Consider the following 16,607-nt stretch of genomic DNA (forward strand, 5'->3'; position numbering starts at 1 on the left):
GAATAAGTAGTTTGATGTTTGTTTTGTTGGATAGAAATAGCAGATATGGATTTTTCGGGTAAACATGTACTGGTTCTGGGCCTGGGTGAAACCGGGCTGGCGATGGCGCAATGGTTGCTGCGCGCCGGTGCGCGACTGCGTGTTGCTGACACTCGTGAAGCACCTGACAGATTACTGCAATTGCAAGCCTTGTCGGATCAGGTGGAATTTATTGGCGGTGCTTTCAGCCCGGCTTTGCTTGATGATGTTGAGTTGATGGCAGTCAGCCCTGGCTTGTCACCTCTGCGTGAGCTGCAAGAACTGTTACCTGTTGCTGCTGAAAAAAATATCCCGGTCTGGGGCGAGATAGAATTATTTGCCCAGGCACTGCAGGCTTTGAAAGCCGAGCGCGAATATCAACCTAAAGTCATCGCCATCACCGGCACCAATGGCAAGACCACCGTCACCAGCCTGGTTGGTTTATTAGTGGAGCGCGCTGGCCTGACAGTTAAAGTCGCCGGTAATATCAGCCCGGCTGTACTCGATGTTTTGCGTGAGTGCCTGGAGCAAGACAGTTTGCCGCAAGTCTGGGTGCTGGAGTTGTCCAGCTTCCAGTTGCACACTACGCATAGCTTGCAAGCCGATGTGGCGACAGTGTTGAATATCAGCCAGGATCATCTGGACTGGCATGGCAGCCTGCAAGCTTATTGCACTGACAAGGCAAAAATTTTTGGCGAACAGACTTTGCAGGTCCTGAACCGCGATGATGCGCTCGTCATGTCCATGGCTAAGCCGCTTGGTAATGTCGTCAGCTTTGGTGTTGATGCACCAAAACATCTGGCTGATCTGGGTTTGCTGAATGAACATGGCATGGGTTGGCTGGCAGTAGCAAATCCGGCAGAAGATGCACCAGTAGTGACGAATAGCCGTCGCAAGAAAAAAGAAGTAGAAGAAATGCCGGTCATCGTTAGTCGTCTGATGCCTACCGATGCCCTGCAAATCCGTGGCCAGCACAATGCTGCGAATGCCCTGGCTGCCCTGGCTTTGTGCCGTGGCATAGGTCTGTCATTTGCTCCCTTGTTACATGGTCTGCGTGATTACAAAGGTGAGCCGCACAGGGTAGAGCAGGTTGCCAATATCGCTGGTGTTGATTATATCGATGACAGCAAAGGTACCAATGTAGGTGCGACAGTCGCCGCCTTGAAGGGCCTGGGCCAACAATCCGATGCATTGCACAAGCGGATTATTTTGATTGCCGGTGGTGAAGGCAAGGGCCAGGATTTCTCTCCTTTGGCTGATCCGGTAGAACGTTATACCAAGGCTGTCATCCTGATAGGCAAAGCCAAAGAAGACTTGCAGCAGGCATTGGCGGTTACTGGTGTTTCTGTACATGATGTGACAACGCTGGGAATGGCAGTGCAGGCTGCGGCTGAACTGGCTGCAGATGGCGATATCGTTTTGCTCTCACCAGCTTGCGCCAGTCTGGACATGTTCCGCAATTATGCGCATCGTGCTGAGGTGTTTGTGGATGCCGTGCGCGAAATCGCACTGGCACGTGGGGAGGTTTGTTGATGCGTCAGCTCTTGCTCCCACTGCAAAGATGGTCTCCGTTTGGCGCAGCGCCAGCGAGTACCAACCTGGTCAGCCGGTCCAAGATGATGGACTATGACCAGCCTTTGGTGTGGGTGACAATTATCCTGATGCTGTTTGGTATGGTGATGGTGTATTCGGCTTCCATCTCTTTACCTGATTCACCCAAATACGCCAATTACAAGAATTCACATTTCCTCATGCGTCAGGCGATTTTCGTGGTGGTGGCCCTGATCGCCGGCGCTTTGGTGTTCCGCATCCCTGTCGCGGTCTGGCAAAAATATGCGCCGTATTTATTTGTTGCCACTTTGGTGTTGCTGGTGGCTGTACTGATACCTGGCCTCGGTAAAGGTGTGAATGGTGCCAAGCGCTGGCTGTCTTTCAAAGTATTGAATTTGCAGCCATCTGAATTGATGAAGTTGTTCATGGTTTTATATGCCGCTGACTATACCGTGCGCAAGCAAGAGTACATGCACAAACTGACCAAGGGTTTTGTGCCCATGCTGGCGGCGGTTGGCATCGTCGGTTTGCTGTTATTGCTGGAGCCTGACCTGGGTGCTTTTGGCGTTATCGTCTGTATCGCCATGGGCATCCTGTTTTTGGGTGGTATCAACGGCGTCTGGTTTGGTGGCATTGCTGCCACTCTGATCGGTATCTTTACTTCAGTGATTTTGTTATCGCCATGGCGGCGTGAGCGTATTTTTGCCTACCTTAGTCCGTTTGAAGAAGACCATGCGCTGGGCAAGGCTTACCAGTTGACGCATTCATTGATTGCTTTTGGCCGTGGCGAGTTATTTGGCGTAGGCCTTGGTGCCAGTGTACAAAAACTGCATTATCTGCCAGAAGCACATACAGATTTTTTGCTGGCTGTCATCGGAGAAGAGCTGGGCTTCGTTGGTGTCATGGCGGTGGTGCTTTTATTTTACTGGTTGCTGAAACGTGCTTTCGAAATTGGCAGACAAGCCATAGCGCTGGATCAGACCTTTGCCGGTTTGCTGGCCAAGGGCATCGGTATCTGGATAGGTGTGCAGGCGTTTATTAATATGGGGGTGAACCTGGGCTTGTTGCCTACCAAGGGTTTGACCCTGCCTTTGATGAGTTACGGTGGTTCTGGTGTCATGATTAATTGTGTGGGCCTGGCAATTTTGTTGCGTGTTGATTATGAAAACCGCGTATTGATGCGTGGAGGCCGTGCATGAGCCAGGCCATACAAAAAATGCCAAAAAAATTGTTGATCATGGCAGCAGGTACCGGTGGCCATATCTTCCCTGGCCTGGCGATAGCCGACATCATGCGTGAACGCGGCTGGCAAGTCAGTTGGCTGGGCACGCAAATTGGCATGGAAGGGCAGATAGTCCCTAAACACAATATCGTCATGGACAATATTGATTTCTCTGGCTTGCGTGGCAAGGGTTTGTCGCATACGGTCAGCGGTGCTTTCAAGCTGGTCAAAAGTTTCTTTAGCTGCTTCAGCATCATCGGTCGTCGTAAGCCTGACGTGGTATTGGGCATGGGGGGTTATGTGACTGTGCCTGGCGGCATCATGGCTGCCTTGCGTGGCAAGCCTGTGGTTCTGATGAATGCTGATGCTGCCTTGCTGTTGTCGAATAAGGCTTTGCGTCCTTTCGCCAGCAAATTATTGTTTGGCCTGCCTTCGGCAACGGTGACTGCAGATAACAAAACAACTGTCATCGGCAACCCGATACGCAAAGAAATTTGCGAATTGCCTGCACCAGCAACACGTTATGCCGCACATACTGGTCCTTTGCGCATACTGGTGGTGGGTGGCAGCCTGGGTGCCAAAGTATTGAATGACGCAGTACCGCAGGCAGTGGCCCTGTTGCCAGAAACCCAGCGTCCACTGATTACACATCAGTCTGGCAAACAACATATAGAAGCCTTGCGTCAGAGTTATGCGCAGGCAGGTGTACAGGCCGAAGTGCTGGATTTTATTGATGACATGCCGCGCCGCTATGCCGAGGCTGATCTGGTGATTTGCCGTGCCGGTGCGATTACTGTGTCTGAACTGACTGCGGCCGGTGTGGCTAGCATACTCGTACCTTTCATGGCATCAAGTACTTCACACCAAAAAGAAAACGCCATCTGGATGGCAGGGCAAACAGCTGCCATCCATTTGCCACAAACTGAATTAAGCCCAGCCTTGCTGGCAGAGAAATTAAAAGTACTGGACAGAGCGCAATGCCTGGCGATGGCTGAAACAGCCTACGCCCTGGGGCAGCGCGAAGCCAGTGCCAACATTGCCCATATTCTGGAAGCATTAGCATGAAACACAAAGTAAAACACATCCATTTTGTAGGCATAGGTGGCTCGGGCATGAGCGGTATCGCCGAAGTCTTGTTGAACCTGGGCTACACTATTTCTGGTTCTGATCTCGGTAGTAATGCTGCATCAAAACGCCTGGCGCAACTGGGCGCCAATGTCGTGCAGGGTCATGCTGCTGAAAATATCGCTGGTGCCGATGCCGTCGTGACATCGACCGCAGTCAAGGGTGACAACCCTGAAGTCATCGCTGCCCGTGCCAAACATATTCCCATCGTGCCACGTGCAATGATGCTGGCAGAACTCATGCGTTTGAAAAGCGGTATCGCGATTGCCGGCACGCATGGCAAGACGACAACGACCAGCCTGGTTGCCAGTGTGTTAGCGCAGGGCGGCCTGGACCCGACTTTCGTCATCGGCGGTTTGCTCAATAGCGCCGGTGCCAATGCCAAACTCGGTAGTGGCGATTTCATCGTGGCCGAAGCCGATGAATCAGATGCTTCTTTCCTCAACCTCTTGCCAGTGATTGAAGTCATCACCAATATCGATGCTGACCATATGGAAACCTATGGCCATGACTTCGCCCGCCTGAAACAGGCTTTCATCGAATTTACCCAGCGTTTGCCCTTCTATGGTGTGGCAGTCTTGTGCCTGGATGATGCGAATGTGCGTGAAATCATGCCTTTCGTGTCCAAACCCATCGTCACTTATGGCTTTCATGCAGATGCCGATGTACGCGCAGTTGATGCCACAGCCGCCAATGGCAAGATGCATTTCACGGTAGTGCAAGATGGCTATGAGAATATGCAGGTCAGCCTGAACCAGCCTGGCATGCACAATGTACAAAATGCCTGCGCCGCGATTGCGATTGCGCGTGAAGTGGGTGTCAGCGATGAGGCAACCCAAAAAGCCCTCTCCGAATTCAATGGCGTAGGCCGCCGCTTTACCCGTTATGGAGAAATTGCTCTGGCAAATGGTGGCACTTTTGCCCTGGTTGATGACTACGGTCATCACCCTGTAGAAATGGCGGCGACTTTGGCAGCAGCACGTGGTGCTTATCCAGGCCGCAGGCTGGTGCTGGCTTTCCAGCCGCACCGCTATACCCGTACCCGCGATCTGTTTGAAGATTTCGTCCGCGTGATTTCTGATGCAGATGCAGTGGTGCTGGCAGAAGTGTATGCCGCAGGTGAGGCACCAATACTGGCGGCCGATGGCCGTTCCCTGTCCCGCGCATTGCGCGTCATGGGCAAGGTAGAGCCGGTATTCGTCGAAGATATTTTGGAGATGCCCGACAGTATTTTGCGGGTATTGAAAGACGGCGATGTGGTCATCGTCATGGGCGCAGGTTCCATCAATGCTGTGCCGGCAAAACTGGCGCAGTCAGTGTAAATGTAGAAAACAAGTGATCAGATCATCATGAGCGAATTGAATTTGAAATCTCTGGGCAAAGTAGGCGTGCTGTTTGGCGGGCGTTCGGCTGAACGTGAAATCTCCATCATGTCTGGTACTGGTGTACTGCAAGCCTTGTTGAGCAAGGGCATCGATGCCCATCCTTTCGACACGGCAGAACGCGGCATTGCAGAACTGGCAGCAGAAAAATTTGACCGCGTTTTCATCGCCCTGCATGGCCGCTACGGTGAAGACGGCAGTCTGCAAGGCGTGCTGGAACAATTGAATATCCCTTATACCGGTAGTGGTGTGATGGCATCGGCGATTGCCATGGACAAGATTTTTACCAAACGCATCTGGCAAACCTATGGCCTGAGCACACCTGCTTATGCCGTACTGACCGGTCAGACTGAATTGCGCCGAGTACCGGATGAGCTGGGTTTGCCTCTGATCATCAAGCCGCCACATGAGGGTTCTACCATTGGTATTACCAAAGTCGTGGGTTACTCCGACATGCAGGAAGCTTATGCCCTGGCTGCCCAGTTTGATGAAGTCGTACTGGCAGAAGAATTTGTCGAAGGCCGTGAACTGACAGTGGCGATTCTGGGCAAGGGTGAGCAGGCGTATGCCTTGCCGATTACTGAAATCGTGGCACCCGATGGTAACTACGATTACCAGAACAAGTATTTTACTGACGACACACAATACATTTGCCCGGCTGTGCTGGAGCAGGATCTGACGGATGCCATCCGCAAGATGGCTGTCGATGCTTATCGCGCACTGGATTGCGAAGGCTGGGCCAGGGTCGATGTCTTGTTGCGCAAGTCGGATAACAAACCGTTTTTGCTGGAAATTAATACTTCTCCAGGCATGACAGGGCATTCGTTGGTGCCCATGGCGGCCAAGGCAGTTGGCATCAGTTATGAAGACTTATGTGTAGAAATTTTGAAGACGGCAAGTTTGAAAATTAAATCTGAACAAAAAAAGTAAAAGAGTAAGAGCAAAAAAATGTGGCATGACAGCAAGCTGATGAACAATACCGCGAATGCCCTGTTTGGGCTGGTGCTGTTCATCCTGGTGTTGTCTGGTGTGTGGTGGGTAATACAAAGACCGTTTTTTACTTTGCGGGTGATCCGGGTGGAGGCCAGTAGTACAAGCGATAGTGCGGGTTTGCGGCACGTCAATCCACTCACGATCAGGAACACGGCTTTGCCCAAGATCAGGGGTAATTTTTTTACGGCGAATCTGGATGCGGTGCGGTCTGCATTTGAAACCGTGCCTTGGGTACGCAAGGCAAGTGTACAAAGAGAATGGCCCAACAAGCTTATCGTCACTTTGGAAGAGCATGTGGCACTGGGCACCTGGGGTGAAAATGGTCAATTGATTTCTGCCAAAGGCGATGTGTTTACTGCCAACCTGGCTGAGGCTGAAGATGATGCAGATCTGGTCGCCCTGAGTGGACCAGACGGTAGTGAAAAAGAAGTGCTGGCGCAATATGTGGAATTTAAGAACTGGTTTGCCAAAATTAATCTGGCACCAGACTCAGTAAATTATTCCAGTCGTTATGCCTGGAGTCTGAAATTGAATAATGGCATGCAGGTGCAATTGGGCAGGGTGCAGGATGCAACAACGCTCAAGAACAGGGTGGATAAGTTGATGACAGTTTACCCGCAACTGCTGGCCAGTTTGCAGGACAGTATTGAAAGTGTGGACATGCGTTATCCGAATGGCCTTGCGCTCAAATCGAGCCATAGCAATCTCGGATCAAAAAAGCAAACAAAAGCAAGTGGAAAGACATGACAAAAGACGCTAAAAATCTGATCGTTGGTCTCGATATCGGCACCTCAAAAATTGTGGCGGTCGTGGCAGAAGTCATGCCTGACGGCAGGCATGAAGTCATAGGCCTGGGCCAGCATGAATCCAAGGGCCTGAAAAAAGGTGTCGTCGTCAATATCGAGGCGACCGTCGAATCCATACAGCGCGCTTTGGAAGAAGCCGAGTTGATGGCTGACTGCAAGATACGCAATGTGTATACCGGTATCGCTGGCAGCCATATACGCAGCTTTAATTCCAGCGGCATGGTGGCGATCAAGGATAAAGAAGTCACCGCGGCCGACGTTTCGCGTGTGATAGAAACTGCCAAGGCAGTCAATATTCCGACTGACCAGCAATTGCTGCATACCTTGCCACAAGAATTTATCGTCGATAGCCAGGACGATGTGCGCGAACCGATAGGCATGAGTGGCATACGTCTTGAAGTCAAAGTGCATATCGTTACCGGTGCCGTTTCTGCGGTGCAGAACATCGTCAAATGCGTACGCCGTTGCGGTCTTGAAGTATCTGACCTGATCTTGCAACCGATGGCATCAGCTGAAGCAGTGCTGACCAAGGATGAAAAAGAGCTGGGCGTGGTGTTGATTGATATCGGTGGTGGCACGACTGACGTAGCGGTATTCAGTGAAGGTGCGATACGCCATACCGCAGTGATACCGATTGCTGGTGATCAGATCACCAATGATATCGCGATGGCTTTGCGCACGCCGACATCAGAAGCAGAAGAAATCAAGGTGCGTTTTGGTGTCGCCAAGCAGGTACTGGCTGATCCTTCAGATACGCTGGAAGTACCTGGTCTGGGCGATCGTGGCCCGCGCTCCTTGTCGCGTCAGGCTTTGGCGGCAGTGATAGAGCCGCGGGTGGAAGAATTGTTTGCGCTGGTGCACCAGGTGGTGCGCGAATCCGGCTATGAAGATGTGCTGTCGTCCGGCATCGTTTTGACAGGTGGTTCTGCTGCCATGCCAGGTATGGTCGAGATGGCAGAAGACATCTTTTTGAAGCCGACCAGATTAGGTATGCCGGCTTACAGTGGGCAGTTGGCAGATGTCGTGCGCAGCCTGCGTTATGCCACAGTTTTGGGGTTGTTGTTGGAAGCGAAGAAGCAGTATTTGCGCGGTCATCTGGTCACTAGGCAAGAAGGTTCAGCCAAAGCGGTCTGGCAACGCATGAAAGAGTGGTTTTTAGGGAATTTTTAGCTTGTATTTTGTATCTAAATTAGTGTAGTCATTTTATAATAGTTCGATATACAGTTATTAGTCGCTAGTCGTCACACCCCGGTGATGCCTAGCGACTGATAACTGCCTACCTGGAGGAGTCATGATGGAGTTCGATATGGTTGATAACGCCACACAAGGCACCGTAATCAAGGTTGTCGGCGTAGGTGGCGCAGGCGGCAATGCGGTTCAGCACATGATCAACAAAGGCGTGTCCGGCGTTGAGTTCATAGCAGCAAACACAGATGCGCAAGCACTGTTGCAGTCTAAAGCAAACAACGTGATACAGATCGGCGAGACTGGTCTGGGCGCAGGCATGAAACCGGAAGTCGGCCGCAAGCTGGCGGAAGATTCCCGTGCCCGCATTGAAGACGCATTGCGCGGCGCGCACATGGTATTTATCGCTGCAGGTATGGGCGGTGGTACAGGTACCGGTGCTGCTCCCGTAGTTGCACAAGTCGCCAAGGAATTGGGTGCACTGACAGTTGCGGTGGTTTCCAAGCCATTTTCTTACGAAGGTCAGAAATGCATGGACATCGCTGACGAAGGTCTGGAAGCCTTGTCTCAGCACGTCGATTCACTGATCATCATTCTGAACGAAAAACTCGAAGAGATTTATGAAGACGACAGCATGATCGAATGGCTGCAACATGCAGATGATGTCTTGAACAATGCCGTCGCCGGTATTGCCGAGATCATCAATGTACCTGGCCATATCAACGTCGACTTCAATGACGTGAAAACGATCATGGGCGAACAAGGTAAGGCCATGATGGGTACGGCAACGGCTTCTGGCGTTGACCGCGCACGCATCGCCGCTGAACAGGCAGTTGCATCACCACTGCTGGACGGTATTGATTTGTCCGGTGCCCGCGGCGTGTTGGTCAATGTCACGGCCAGCCGTGGTCTGAAAGGTAAAGAAATCAAGGAAGTCATGTCGACAGTACGCGCCTTTGCTGCACCGGACGCATCGATTGCCCAGGGTATCGCTTACGACGACAACATGGGTGACGATATCCGTGTAACGGTAGTCGCAACCGGCCTTGGCCGTGGCAAGAAAAACATTCAGCTGGTGCAAACACCAATGCTGCGTACAGGTACTCACAATGAAACAGTGATGGCCAGCCCAGTCATGACATCTGCCACCATCAGCACTGGTGCTACAACTGGTTCAGCAGGCTTTGATGGCTTGAGCAAACCTGCTGTATGGCGTCGTGAATCTGCATCAGAAACAGTACGTGCACTGGAAAAAAATGGCATGGAAACTTACGATATCCCAGCTTTCCTGCGCAAACAGGCTGACTGATTTATCTGGTTTTCAGCAGAGCGCCAGCTTCGGAAGAGGCTGGCGTTTTTTATTTGTCATATGGCTTTCTTCTTCAAAGGGGGCATTTGGATAATGTCCTTTGATGACTCCTTCCCCTTGAGAGGGAGGGGGCTCGTGAGTTTTTTTTGCAATACGCGATGTCGACGTTAAAGCGCCTGGATGTTCACACTTTTAACTTCTGCAAGAAAATTCTAGCTCAGGCATACTTGCGTCCTTCACTGTCGGTGTTGATATGGCTCAAACTTTCTGCTTTTTATGCGGAGGCGGCATACAGCAAGGCAATGAATATCCGAATACTTATCTAGGGAGTACATAAAATGACAATCAAGATTGGCGATACCCTGCCTGAAGGCAGCCTGGCAGAATTTATTGAAGTGGAATCAGAAGGATGCTCACTCGGCCCAAATACGTTCAAAGTTGCAGACCTGACCAAAGGCAAAACCATTGCGATTTTTGGTCTGCCTGGCGCGTACACGCCAACTTGTTCAGCCAAGCATGTGCCTGGCTATGTTGCACTGGCAGCAGATTTGAAAGCCAAGGGAGTTGACGAAATCTGGTGTATCTCTGTGAATGACGCATTCGTCATGGGTGCTTGGGGCCGTGATCAAAAATCCACAGGCATCGTTCGCATGATGGCTGACGGCAATGCCGATTTTAGCAAGGCGCTGGGCCTGGATGCAGATTTCAGCAAATTCGGCATGGGCACACGTTCCCAGCGTTATTCTCTGCTGGCTGTTGACGGTGTCGTCAAGCAATTGAATATCGAAGAAGGCGGCAAGTTTGAAGTGTCTAACGCAGAAACACTGCTGGCACAATTGGGCTAATCAGATTTTCTGATCGCATTAAATAAATAGCGCTGAGTGTAACTTCAGCGCTATTTTTTATCCTGCAAATATTTGCTATTCCAGCGACTTGCTCATGATATGTGACTGCACGCCATAACCCTGAGCGGCATAAAAATCCATGGCATTGCGGTTGAAGTCGAATACTTCCAGCCTGATCTCTACTGCGTCATGTTGACGTGCCCAACTGCTTGCACCATCCATCAATAACTTCCCTATGCCTAGCTTCTGATGTGAGTCAGAAACCACGATAGTCCCTATGCGGCAGATGCGACGCCGGTACAAAAAAGGGATGGTCGCATTTTCATGCCAGCTCATGGTGATAAAACCCAGGACTTGCTCTGCATCGCAGGCCAGCAATGCACAACCGACCGGATTTTCAAATGTGCCGTGCCAGAACTGGCGGTCAAGTTCACGATTCGGTTTTTGTACAAAAATCCTGGGGGCGGCAGCATGATGCTGGGCGTTGATCTGATCAGCGAGGTCGCACATGGCATCCAGATCAGTGACCTCTGCGGGACGAATTTGAATTGTTGTTTTTGTATTCATTTTTAATATGTGAAACAGCTAATTTTCCCCACTCCCGCATGGGAAATTGCCTGAAACGCTATAATAGCGCGATGTTAAAGCAAAGAACCATCAAACAAATAGTGAAAACCGTTGGCGTCGGCCTGCATTCCGGCACCAAGGTTGAGCTCGTCATGCGTCCGGCACCAGTAAATACCGGCATTATCTTTACACGTACCGACCTGATACCACCCGTGGTCTTGCCGGCCCAGGCGCTGGCTGTGGGCGATACCCGCATGGCTTCGACCTTGTCGAATGAACATGGCAAGGTGTCTACGGTTGAGCATTTGCTGTCTGCCTGCGCCGGTCTGGGTATCGATAATCTCTACATCGATGTCAGTGCAGAAGAAATTCCCATCATGGATGGCTCTGCTTCATCTTTTGTGTATTTATTGCAGCAGGCTGGCATGCAGGAACAAGACGCGGCCAAGAAATTTATCCGTGTATTAAAGCCAGTAGAAATCCGCGAAGGTACAGGTAAATCCGAGAAATGGGCCAGACTGGAACCTTTTAATGGTTTCAAATTGCATTTCTTTATTGAGTTTAATCATCCGGCAGTCGATGGCACGGTGCAAACGGCAGAAGTTGATTTTGCCAGCGCCACTTTTGTACAAGATGTTGCCAGGGCGCGCACTTTCGGTTTCATGCAGGATGTGGAAATGCTCAGGGGCATAGGCCTGGCACGTGGTGGCTCCATGGAAAACGCCATCGTCATGGACGAATACCGCATCCTGAATTCAGATGGACTGCGTTTTGATGATGAATTTGTCCGTCACAAGATACTGGATGCGATTGGTGATTTATACCTGATCGGCCATCCTTTCCTTGCCAGTTATACAGCCCACAAATCTGGTCACGGCTTGAATAATCAATTATTGCGCGCCTTGCTGGCACAGCCAGATGCGTATGAAATCGTCAGCTTTGACGATCTGGGCACGGCACCACCGACTTATGCCACCCAAGTGGACAGAGAGTGGGCGCTCGCTTAAAGTGCCGGCTTAAAATCAGTTGCCAGAGCGGTGACGCTCTATCAAGCGACTTAGTGCCGCCCGCAAATCTGCATTCTGAGGTGTATCCTCCAGCGCATGTTTCAGTTGCCCAAATGCCTGCAAGGCCTTGCCTGAAAAAGCTATTTGCTTTACGGCAACAGGTTTCTCCACGACGCGCCTGACTTGTACTTTAATCCGGATTGCGTTAATCTGCCATCCCCGTTCTTGCAAAAATGCTTGCAGTTTCGGGCATTGCTGCTTCAATTTGGTCGCCAGTGCGGCATTCGGCGCGGAAAGCGTTAACTGTCCCTCCGTTACTTGCATAACCTCACAAGAGGCAAATATCGGCGGCAGTATGGACCCACAGTCTTTTTGCAGCTTCAGATTGCGCTGCACTGTGGGTAGCAGCTGGGAGATTCTCTCATTACTGCGCAAAAAGTCACCGGCTTCGCTGGCTCCAGGCACTTTGCGACCGCGTTTAATGTTAATCGGATAGGTAGGGCGTGAGAATGTTGACATGCGCAATACCTTACCACAAACAGGACAGGCCAGCTCTCACAAGGAGCTATAGGTCATCCATCGTTTTCAGAGGAGCATATTGATGCAAATCATTTTGATGCACTCCCGTTTTACCCAGGCAAAGTCGGTGACTTTGTCTTCCCGTCATGTCATTTTTGGTTTGTTTGCATTCTTGCTTGTCATTACTTTCTGTGCCGCCCTGATGGCAGCCATGACCTTGAAGCTGGCCAATGCCGATTTACCATTTTTGCGCGATCTGGTGCCAGTGGCTGCAGCGAGTGGTGATACTGGCAATAAAGATAAGTATATGAAAGAAAACCTGGCGGCCATGGCGGCCAAACTGGGTGAGATGCAGGCGCAACTCATACGCCTCGATGCACTTGGTGAACGGGTACAGGGGCTGGCTGGTGTCAAGCCGGAAGAGTTCAATTTCAAGGAATTGCCTGGTCGCGGTGGCCCTGAGGTATCGACACAACCTGCTCAGGAATTGAATCTGGCTGAGTTCCAGGCGGCACTGGCAGCCATGTCGGTAGATATAGAACACCGCTCAGACTATATGAATGTGGTGGAAACCAAGCTCATGGGCTTCAAAGTGCAATCCAAGCTCTTGCCGACTATCCAGCCGGTAAACGTTGCTTATAATGCATCTGGCTTTGGCTGGCGACTTGACCCTTTCTCTGGCCGCAGTGCTTTTCATGAAGGCATAGATTTTTCAGGCCCTACCGGTACCCACATAGTTGCGGCAGCTGGTGGCGTCGTGGTGGCGGCCGAATATCATCCACAATTTGGCAATATGGTAGAAATTGATCATGGCGGCGAGATCATGACCCGTTATGCCCACTCATCCAAAATTCACGTCAAGCTCGGTGATATTGTGAAGCGCGGCCAGCACATTGCCGACATTGGCTCCACAGGCCGCTCAACCGGGGCGCATTTGCACTTTGAAGTCCATGTCAAAGGTGTACCACAAAATCCACATAAATTTTTGTCTGCAGGGGCTAATCAAGCCAATCTTGCCGCCTTGAATCAAAAATAACTTGAGATTGCTGATTCAGTCACCAACTGCAAGCTCATGTCTGGGAATTGTTTGCCTGATGCTCATCCAGTAATTGCCAAATCGTCTATTTTCTTGCTGAATTGGCAGGAGAATTGCGCAATTACTGGTTAATTGAGTGTCACATGGTAAAATCACAGGTTATCCTAATGTTGTTGTCAAATTAAGCACTATTTCAACAATTTTTTTAAGAATTTAACTTTCCGTTCATAGCATGTCATTCCTGACCAAGATATTCGGCAGCCGCAATCAGCGGCTTTTGAAGCAATACCAAAAGACGGTGCGTGAGATCAACGCATTGGAACCCAAGCTGGAAGCCTTGTCGGACGAGGCTTTGCAAGCCAAGACTGCCGAGTTCAAAGCACGTGTTGCGAACGGAGAGTCACTTGATGCCATCCTCCCGGAAGCCTTTGCAGTTTGCCGCGAGGCCAGCAAACGCGTCCTGAAAATGCGCCATTTTGACGTGCAGATGATAGGCGGCATGGTTTTGCATTATGGCAAAATTGCTGAAATGGGCACGGGTGAGGGTAAAACCCTGATGGCGACCCTGCCAATTTACCTGAATGCCTTGTCAGGCAAGGGCGTGCACGTTGTTACGGTCAATGATTACCTGGCGCAACGTGATGCTGAATGGATGGGGCAACTGTATGGCTGGCTGGGCCTGACTACCGGCATTAATCTGTCGCAGCTTGATCATGATGCCAAGCAGGCAGCCTATGGCTCTGATATCACGTACGGCACAAATAACGAATACGGTTTCGATTATCTGCGCGATAACATGGTCTATGAAGCCAAAGACCGCGTGCAGCGCAGCCTGAATTTTGCCGTTGTCGATGAAGTTGACTCGATTCTTATCGATGAAGCACGTACGCCTTTGATCATTTCTGGTCAGGCTGAAAATCACACCGAGCTGTACTACAAAATCAATGAAGTGCCAAAACTGCTGACCCTGCAAATCGGTGAAGAAACACCCGATGGCAAAGGCAAGATTGAGGTACCTGGTGATTACACCAAGGATGAAAAAGCCCATCAGGTCTTGCTGACTGAAGCAGGTCATGACAAGGCAGAAAACATACTCACTCAAATGGGTTTGCTGCCTGAGGGCGCATCCCTGTATGACGCTGCCAACATCACCCTGATCCATCATTTGTATGCTGCCCTGCGTGCGCATGCCCTGTATTTCAAGGACCAGCACTATGTAGTGCAAAATGATGAAATCGTCATCGTTGATGAATTCACTGGCCGTATGATGACAGGCCGTCGCTGGTCTGATGGTTTGCATCAGGCGGTTGAAGCCAAAGAAGGCGTGCGCATCCAGAATGAAAACCAGACACTGGCATCGATCACTTTCCAGAATTATTTCCGTATGTATTCCAAACTGTCAGGCATGACAGGTACGGCGGATACTGAAGCTTATGAATTCCAGGAAATCTACGGCCTTGAAACTGTGGTCATTCCACCTAACCGTCCTTCCCAGCGCAAGGACAGGCAAGACCAGGTCTACAAGTCTGCGCAAGAAAAATACAATGCCATGCTGGTTGATATCCAGGATTGCTATGAGCGTGGTCAGCCAGTGTTGGTCGGTACGACCTCGATTGAAAATTCTGAACTTCTGTCTGGCATATTGGAAAAGGCAGGTTTGCCACACAATGTACTGAACGCCAAACAGCATGCCCGTGAAGCGGAAATCATTGCCCAGGCCGGTCGTCCAAAAGCCATCACTATTGCTACCAATATGGCAGGCCGTGGTACGGATATTGTGCTCGGTGGTAATGTCGCCAAGCAAGTGCAAATGATAGAAGCCAACGCTGATTTGTCTGATGCAGACAAACAGGCGCAATCGCAAAAACTGCGCGATGAATGGCAATCCCTGCATGAAACTGTGGTCAATGCTGGCGGCTTGCACATTGTTGGTACCGAGCGTCATGAATCCCGCCGCGTGGATAATCAATTGCGTGGTCGTTCTGGCCGTCAGGGTGATCCGGGTTCTTCCCGTTTCTACCTGTCGCTTGACGATACTCTGTTGCGTATTTTTGCTGGTGACCGTGTCCGTGCCATCATGGACAGGCTGAAAATGCCTGAAGGCGAACCTATCGAAGCAGGCATCGTTTCACGCTCCATAGAATCGGCACAACGCAAGGTTGAGGCACGTAACTTTGATATCCGCAAGCAATTGCTGGAATACGATGACGTCGCCAATGACCAGCGTAAAGTGATTTACCAGCAGCGTAATGAATTGCTGGAAGCGCAGGACATGGCTGAACTGATTTCTTCGCTGCGTCATGGCATGTTTGAAGACATCGTACGTGAATATGTACCGGCAGAATCAGTTGAAGAACAGTGGAATATCCCTGGCCTGGAAGCTGTCTTGCGCGATGAATGGGCGCTGGATTTGCCGCTGACGCAAATTCTGAAAGATGATGCCAATATCACGGATGAAGATATTCTGGAGCGTGTGCAAAAAGCCGCCAATGAAGTGTATGACGCCAAGATCGCCATCGTTGGTAAAGAGTCTTTTGCCGGTTTCGAGCGCAGTGTCATGCTGCAAAGCATAGATACGCACTGGCGTGAACATCTGGCGGCGCTGGATCATTTGCGTCAGGGTATACATCTGCGCGGTTATGCACAGAAAAATCCTAAACAGGAATACAAACGCGAAGCTTTCGAGCTGTTTGGTCAGATGCTGGAAGCCATCAAGAATGAAGTGGTCAGGAAGGTGGTCACTGTGGAAATACAATCCCGTGACGAGATTGATGGGGCAGAAGAAAGACTGACACAGTCGCAGATAGAAAATGTCCATTATCAACATGCTGACTTTGATGCAGATGCAACGCCAGAAGAAATGCTGGCACCTGATGCAAGCTTTGGTACTGATCAGCCAGAAATCAGTTATGCCCTGAAAGTAGGCCGTAATGACCCTTGCCCTTGCGGCAGTGGCAAGAAGTTCAAACAATGTCATGGCAAGCTTGCCTGATCATTGAGTAGTATAAAAACAAAAGGCGGCCATTGGTCGCCTTTTGTTTT

At 50.6% G+C, this 16,607-nt stretch carries 14 protein-coding genes; 12 read left to right on the forward strand and 2 right to left on the reverse strand.

The features are described from left to right. Positions 1-45 precede the first annotated feature (45 nt). The 9 genes from murD (at position 46) to AC07OI_RS14325 (ending at position 10,436) form a co-directional block, all read left to right on the forward strand. Positions 46-1,551, forward strand: coding sequence for a UDP-N-acetylmuramoyl-L-alanine--D-glutamate ligase (murD, locus tag AC07OI_RS14285; protein WP_495257708.1), 1,506 nt, complete (start codon positions 46-48; stop codon positions 1,549-1,551). Further along, positions 1,551-2,768, forward strand: coding sequence for a putative lipid II flippase FtsW (ftsW, locus tag AC07OI_RS14290; protein WP_495257709.1), 1,218 nt, complete (start codon positions 1,551-1,553; stop codon positions 2,766-2,768). The genes murD and ftsW overlap by 1 nt, the downstream gene beginning before the upstream one ends. Continuing rightward, positions 2,765-3,856, forward strand: coding sequence for an undecaprenyldiphospho-muramoylpentapeptide beta-N-acetylglucosaminyltransferase (gene murG, locus AC07OI_RS14295; protein ID WP_495257710.1), 1,092 nt, complete (start codon positions 2,765-2,767; stop codon positions 3,854-3,856). The genes ftsW and murG overlap by 4 nt, the downstream gene beginning before the upstream one ends. Beyond that, positions 3,853-5,238 (forward strand): UDP-N-acetylmuramate--L-alanine ligase, encoded by a 1,386-nt coding sequence (gene murC / locus AC07OI_RS14300; protein WP_422949573.1) that lies wholly within the window; start codon positions 3,853-3,855, stop codon positions 5,236-5,238. Before murG ends, murC begins: the two co-directional genes overlap by 4 nt. 27 nt (positions 5,239-5,265) lie before the next feature. Beyond that, positions 5,266-6,228: a D-alanine--D-alanine ligase gene (locus AC07OI_RS14305; protein ID WP_492703419.1), complete on the forward strand. Its 963-nt coding sequence runs from the start codon at positions 5,266-5,268 to the stop codon at positions 6,226-6,228. An 18-nt stretch (positions 6,229-6,246) separates the two neighbouring features. After that, entirely contained in the window at positions 6,247-7,038 is a 792-nt protein-coding gene (locus AC07OI_RS14310) for a cell division protein FtsQ/DivIB (RefSeq protein WP_495257711.1), read from the forward strand. Continuing rightward, on the forward strand, positions 7,035-8,267 hold the full coding sequence (gene ftsA, locus AC07OI_RS14315; RefSeq protein ID WP_110255262.1) for a cell division protein FtsA: 1,233 nt from the start codon (positions 7,035-7,037) through the stop codon (positions 8,265-8,267). The genes AC07OI_RS14310 and ftsA overlap by 4 nt, the downstream gene beginning before the upstream one ends. Positions 8,268-8,391: 124 nt before the next feature. Further along, entirely contained in the window at positions 8,392-9,591 is a 1,200-nt protein-coding gene (gene ftsZ, locus AC07OI_RS14320) for a cell division protein FtsZ (protein WP_495257855.1), read from the forward strand. Positions 9,592-9,929: 338 nt separating this feature from the next. Then, entirely contained in the window at positions 9,930-10,436 is a 507-nt protein-coding gene (locus AC07OI_RS14325) for a peroxiredoxin (protein WP_110255260.1), read from the forward strand. Positions 10,437-10,511: 75 nt separating this feature from the next. On the opposite strand, the gene AC07OI_RS14330 is transcribed toward AC07OI_RS14325, so the two are convergent. Continuing rightward, on the reverse strand, positions 10,512-11,003 hold the full coding sequence (locus AC07OI_RS14330) for a GNAT family N-acetyltransferase (protein ID WP_495257712.1): 492 nt from the start codon (positions 11,001-11,003) through the stop codon (positions 10,512-10,514). Positions 11,004-11,074: 71 nt separating this feature from the next. Between AC07OI_RS14330 and lpxC the strand changes: the two genes are divergently transcribed. Beyond that, on the forward strand, positions 11,075-12,010 hold the full coding sequence (gene lpxC / locus AC07OI_RS14335; protein WP_495257713.1) for a UDP-3-O-acyl-N-acetylglucosamine deacetylase: 936 nt from the start codon (positions 11,075-11,077) through the stop codon (positions 12,008-12,010). Positions 12,011-12,025: 15 nt separating this feature from the next. Here lpxC and AC07OI_RS14340 read toward each other — a convergent pair whose 3' ends face one another. Then, entirely contained in the window at positions 12,026-12,529 is a 504-nt protein-coding gene (locus AC07OI_RS14340) for a DciA family protein (RefSeq protein WP_495257714.1), read from the reverse strand. Between the two features lie 82 nt (positions 12,530-12,611). Between AC07OI_RS14340 and AC07OI_RS14345 the strand changes: the two genes are divergently transcribed. After that, positions 12,612-13,565, forward strand: coding sequence for a M23 family metallopeptidase (locus AC07OI_RS14345; protein ID WP_492703424.1), 954 nt, complete (start codon positions 12,612-12,614; stop codon positions 13,563-13,565). A gap of 232 nt (positions 13,566-13,797) precedes the next feature. Next, positions 13,798-16,557 carry a preprotein translocase subunit SecA gene (gene secA, locus AC07OI_RS14350; RefSeq protein WP_495257715.1) on the forward strand — a complete coding sequence of 920 codons (2,760 nt, stop codon included), beginning with the start codon at positions 13,798-13,800 and terminating at the stop codon, positions 16,555-16,557. Positions 16,558-16,607: the final 50 nt, after the last annotated feature.

The organism is Undibacterium sp. GW821-FHT07F11 (assembly GCF_059418665.1).

Bases quoted from the DNA above. Each gene is read 5' to 3' on its own strand.
- murD (WP_495257708.1), top strand. From the start codon at position 46: ATGGATTTTTCGGGTAAACATGTACTGGTTCTGGGCCTGGGTGAAACC.
- ftsW (WP_495257709.1), top strand. From the start codon at position 1,551: ATGCGTCAGCTCTTGCTCCCACTGCAAAGATGGTCTCCGTTTGGCGCA.
- murG (WP_495257710.1), top strand. From the start codon at position 2,765: ATGAGCCAGGCCATACAAAAAATGCCAAAAAAATTGTTGATCATGGCA.
- murC (WP_422949573.1), top strand. From the start codon at position 3,853: ATGAAACACAAAGTAAAACACATCCATTTTGTAGGCATAGGTGGCTCG.
- AC07OI_RS14305 (WP_492703419.1), top strand. From the start codon at position 5,266: ATGAGCGAATTGAATTTGAAATCTCTGGGCAAAGTAGGCGTGCTGTTT.
- AC07OI_RS14310 (WP_495257711.1), top strand. From the start codon at position 6,247: ATGTGGCATGACAGCAAGCTGATGAACAATACCGCGAATGCCCTGTTT.
- ftsA (WP_110255262.1), top strand. From the start codon at position 7,035: ATGACAAAAGACGCTAAAAATCTGATCGTTGGTCTCGATATCGGCACC.
- ftsZ (WP_495257855.1), top strand. From the start codon at position 8,392: ATGGAGTTCGATATGGTTGATAACGCCACACAAGGCACCGTAATCAAG.
- AC07OI_RS14325 (WP_110255260.1), top strand. From the start codon at position 9,930: ATGACAATCAAGATTGGCGATACCCTGCCTGAAGGCAGCCTGGCAGAA.
- AC07OI_RS14330 (WP_495257712.1), bottom strand. From the start codon at position 11,003: ATGAATACAAAAACAACAATTCAAATTCGTCCCGCAGAGGTCACTGAT.
- lpxC (WP_495257713.1), top strand. From the start codon at position 11,075: ATGTTAAAGCAAAGAACCATCAAACAAATAGTGAAAACCGTTGGCGTC.
- AC07OI_RS14340 (WP_495257714.1), bottom strand. From the start codon at position 12,529: ATGTCAACATTCTCACGCCCTACCTATCCGATTAACATTAAACGCGGT.
- AC07OI_RS14345 (WP_492703424.1), top strand. From the start codon at position 12,612: ATGCAAATCATTTTGATGCACTCCCGTTTTACCCAGGCAAAGTCGGTG.
- secA (WP_495257715.1), top strand. From the start codon at position 13,798: ATGTCATTCCTGACCAAGATATTCGGCAGCCGCAATCAGCGGCTTTTG.